Annotated in this window: 1 protein-coding gene and 1 pseudogene; both read right to left on the bottom strand. The window is 26.6% G+C overall.

What is annotated here, in order from left to right; translation table 11 throughout:
- Positions 1 to 151 (bottom strand): annotated as a pseudogene (locus OW763_RS16780) (methionine gamma-lyase); the annotation flags it as partial.
- A gap of 463 nt (positions 152 to 614) precedes the next feature.
- A partial coding sequence (locus OW763_RS16775) for a PLP-dependent transferase (RefSeq protein WP_268042744.1) occupies positions 615 to 832 on the bottom strand: 218 nt, incomplete at its 5' end.

Raw genomic sequence — 832 nt, 5'->3', positions numbered from 1 at the left:
ATCTTCTTCCACCTTGTTCTGCTGAATCAAATATAAATGTAGATGTTTGGAATATTGGAGTAGCTAATGATCCAAATTGCTTGTCTCCTGCATGTCCTCCGTGTATAGCTTGTGTTGCAACGCCCATGTTTGCCATATGTTCTTTATTCATTTATATTGCCTCCTTAAAATTTTATATTTATTATCTATTTTATCATTGTAATTGTTTTCATAAGTATTAATAGCAAGTACTATGCCAAGCTACAAATGTTTTTAAGAATCATACGTTTTTTTTACAAACAAACATTCAAACCCTATATTTCATACCATTTCTCTATTTTTTTCAAATTCATAATAATAAAATTCAATTTAATAATTTAACACTTTGTAAAGTTTTGTAACCGCTTTGTCAGTAATTATGTAAATTTTATTTTCCATTTGGTTCTTTTTATTTCCACTTGATTTTTTTATGAAATAAAATATTTAAACTATATTCATAACTTTTAATCACAGAATTTACAGATGAACTTTTTTTGTTTTAATATAAAAAAAACAAATTAACTGTAAAGAATATATTCCCTTACAATTAATTTGTTATTCTTCATAATCTTAAATTAAAAATTATGCTTTAACTTCTATTTTACTATTAAATCTAAAGCTTGTTTCAAGTCAGCGATTATATCATTTGCAGTTTCAAGACCAACTGATAATCTAACTAATCCATCGCTTATTCCTGCTGCTGCTCTTTCTTCTGCAGTATATGGTGAATGAGTCATTGATGCTGGATGTTGAATTAATGTTTCAGTATCTCCTAAGCTTACTGCTAATGAAGCTAATTGAACATTATTCATAA

It is taken from the genome of Clostridium aestuarii (assembly GCF_026735135.1).
GTDB lineage: Bacteria > Bacillota > Clostridia > Clostridiales > Clostridiaceae > Clostridium_H > Clostridium_H aestuarii.
Note: the sequence above shows the minus strand (reverse complement) of the source record. Positions and strands in the feature narration are given on the sequence as shown.